This window comes from uncultured Campylobacter sp., from assembly GCF_938018145.1.
Lineage (GTDB): Bacteria > Campylobacterota > Campylobacteria > Campylobacterales > Campylobacteraceae > Campylobacter_A.
Map to the genome: position 1 here is coordinate 1 of NZ_CALIII010000071.1, position 3,217 is coordinate 3,217.

Annotated in this window: 5 protein-coding genes; 2 read left to right on the forward strand and 3 right to left on the reverse strand. The window is 44.7% G+C overall.

Annotated features, from left to right (window positions below):
• The 3 genes from Q0338_RS01605 to Q0338_RS01615 form a co-directional block, all read right to left on the reverse strand.
• Positions 1-248: hypothetical protein (locus tag Q0338_RS01605; RefSeq protein WP_298085233.1), on the reverse strand; the 248-nt coding region annotated here is incomplete at its 3' end.
• Positions 249-449: 201 nt separating this feature from the next.
• Positions 450-659 (reverse strand): alkylphosphonate utilization protein, encoded by a 210-nt coding sequence (locus Q0338_RS01610; protein WP_185898507.1) that lies wholly within the window; start codon positions 657-659, stop codon positions 450-452.
• Between the two features lie 56 nt (positions 660-715).
• On the reverse strand, positions 716-844 hold the full coding sequence (locus tag Q0338_RS01615) for a hypothetical protein (RefSeq protein WP_298085234.1): 129 nt from the start codon (positions 842-844) through the stop codon (positions 716-718).
• Positions 845-974: 130 nt separating this feature from the next.
• On the opposite strand from Q0338_RS01615, the gene Q0338_RS01620 reads away from it, so the two are divergent.
• Positions 975-1,625 (forward strand): MerR family transcriptional regulator, encoded by a 651-nt coding sequence (locus tag Q0338_RS01620; RefSeq protein WP_298085235.1) that lies wholly within the window; start codon positions 975-977, stop codon positions 1,623-1,625.
• On the forward strand, positions 1,622-3,217 hold a 1,596-nt coding region (locus Q0338_RS01625; protein WP_298085236.1), incomplete at its 3' end, for an MFS transporter. The genes Q0338_RS01620 and Q0338_RS01625, both read left to right, overlap by 4 nt.

Genomic DNA, 3,217 nt, shown 5'->3' on the forward strand with positions numbered 1-3,217 from the left:
GCTGCCCACGATAATTTCAATTCATGTAAATTTTTAGTTTGCGCTACACAGTCGGACTTAGGAACAAGCTCATAGCCATCTAGCATCATCGTTTGTTGCGTTGCAGTAAAAGGCTTATCCGCTTTTATAAAATGCGTATAACAGATACAAGTCTGCCATTTATTAAAACAAACACCATCAGGAACTTTCTTGCGATATATCAGTAGAGTTTTGCCTTCTAAACCAGTCAATGCTTTAAATTTAATCAAATCTCGATCTTTTACGTACGGAAATTTAAAAAACGGCGAAATTTGAATAGCTAAATACACTATCAATAAGAAAAACAGTACAACAACTATAAAAAAACGCCGCAATCTTAACAACTCTGCTTAATATTTTTAATATATACATATCCGTCTTTAATAAACGACTTGCACGCCGCCAGCGCATAATCACCGCGCAAATTTAAACTAAGCCTTCTTTAAAAACTCCGTCTTTAGCACGATGACGCCCATTTTATCGATCTTGCCTTCGATTTCTTTGTCGTCGTCCGTGAGCTTAATGTTTTTTACCATGGTTCCGCGCTTTAGCGTCGCGCCCGCGCCTTTTACTTTTAGATCTTTGATCAGAGTTACGTTATCTCCCGCGTTTAGTTCGGTTCCGTTTGCGTCTTTTGGCATATTTTCTCCTTTAAATTTAGCGCCCATTTTACTAAAAAATAAGCAAAAAGCAAAATCTAAGCCGCTAAATTTAAAAAACGAGTTATTGGCGTCAAATTTGTCGCCGTTTTTCCACCTCTCAAATTTACACCAAAACTAAAAGCCTCCAAACTCTCGCCTGCGCTATAAAAACCATCTCGAAACATCGTTTCTCCTTTTTAAAATTTGGCGAAATCATAGCCTAAATTTTAAAAAGTGTCAAGTGGTGCTTTACGCTTTATGATTTTCTAAGCTAAATTTGCGTAAGATTTCGTCAAATTTAACGAAAGGAAAGAGATGAGCTACAAGATGAGCGAGCTTTGCGAACTATCGCAAACGCCCAAATCAACGATACTCTTTTACGTCAAAGAAGGGCTTTTGCCAGAGCCCGTGAAGGTAAAAGATAACGTCCATCAGTACGGCGAGGACACGCTTTTGATGCTAAATTTCATCAAATACGTCCAGAGCAACTTCCACCTCAGCCTAAAAGAGGTAAAGGCGCTCACGCAGCAAAAAGGCTTTAGCTTTAAGCGCTGCTACGAGGCGCTTTTTGATTCGCTAGATACCTTTATGGGGTCAAATTTCGCCCAGACGCTAAGCGCCGAGCAGGCGTGCGAGAGGCTGGGTATCAGCCAGGCCGAGCTGGATAAATTTATCGAGGAGGGATTTATCTTTATGCGAGGCGGCAAGCTAACCGAAAAAGAGGTCGAGATCCTGCAAATCGTGCTAGAAACCCAAAAGAGCGAGCGCGGGCGGGAAATTTTACGGACCTATATAAATTTAGCCAAACAAACGGCGAAAATCGAAGCCGAGTGCGCGCGCGAAATTTACGCGAAAGCAAAGGATAAAAACGCGGCTTTAAAGCTCGTTTTCGACAATATCTTGATCCTAAAACCATATATCTTAAATTTTCACACCTTTGATGCCTACAAAAAGGAGAACAAATGAAAGGCGTTTTTTCGGTTAGGGGCTTTTTGCCCTTTTTGGTCGTTATGTTTATCAACGCGGTCGTCGATCTTGGCCACAAGATCACGATCCAAAACATACTTTTTAAGAGCATCGAGGATGAAAATTTACAGATCATTTTGACTTCGCTCGTAAATTTGCTGATCTTACTTCCATACATCATGCTTTTTAGCGTTTCGGGCTTTTTAAACGATAAATTTTCGCGCACCCGCATCACGAGATACGCGGCGGCGAGCGAAATTTTACTCACGCTTTTTATAACCGTGAGCTACCTTTGCGGCTGGTTTTACGTGGCGTTTGGCACGACGCTGCTGCTAGCGGTGCAAAGCGCGATATATAGCCCGGCAAAATACGGCCTCATCAAAAAAATCGTGGGCGGCGAGAAGCTGGGTGCTGCAAACGGTATCGTGCAGGCCTTTACTATCGTGGCGATACTGCTTGGGTCGTTTGTTTTTTCGGCGATTTTTGAGAGCTACGCCGCTACTAGCACGGACGCGGGCGAGATGATAAAATCAGTCTGGTTTATCGGCGCGATACTTTTTGTTTGCTCGGTAGCCGAGACGATTTTTACGTTTAAGATTCCGTTTTTCGAGGCGACTGATGCGGGGCTTAAATTTGACGCGAAAAAGTATTTTAAACTAGGCTACTTAAAAGAAAACACCAGGCACATCTTTAACAACAAAAACGCCTTTTTATGTACGCTGGGACTTTCGGTTTTTTGGGCGGTGGCGCAGCTGGTTATCGCCGTTTTCCCCGCTCACTACAAGGCTATGAGCGCGGATAACAATGTCATGATCGTGCAGGCGATTTTAGCCGTTAGCACTATCGGCCTGGTCGCGGGCTCTGCGCTAGCTGGCAGCTACTCGAAAAATCACATCGAGATGGGCATCGTGCCTTTTGGGGCGCTGGGGCTTTTTGCTTCGCTACTTATGTTTGCGCAGGGCTCAAGTGCTGCGTTTATGACGCTGGCGTCGTTTTTGTTCGGTTTTAGCGGCGGCATTTTCATCGTGCCGTTAAACGCAAATATCCAGTTTTTCACGTCTGAAGAGCAGATGGGCCGCACGCTAGCTGGCAGTAACTTTATCCAAAACATCTTTATGGCGGCGTTTTTGCTGCTTGCGATGGCGTTTAGCATATTTGCCGTTAGTACGCCGGAGATTTTCGTTATTACGTCGTTTTGCGTGCTTATCTGCGCGCTGGCGACGATAAAATATCTACCGCATCTTTTCGCGCGTTTGCTTATCATGCCGTTTTTTAGGATCGGATACACTATCAACGTCGACGGCGTCGAAAATATCCCGCAAAAAGGCGGCGTGTTGCTGCTTGGCAACCACATGAGCTGGATAGACTGGGCGGTGCTGCAGATGGCCTCTCCGCGCCCGATCAGATTTGCGATGCATAAGAGCTTTTATGAAATTTGGTACCTAAAATGGCTGTTAAATTTATTTGACGTGATCCCTATCGGTGCGGGCGCTAGCAAAAGCGCGCTAGAAAAGATCCGCGAGTGCCTGGATGCGGGCGACGTGGTGGCGCTGTTTCCTGAAGGGCATATCAGCTATAACGGCCAGATAGAC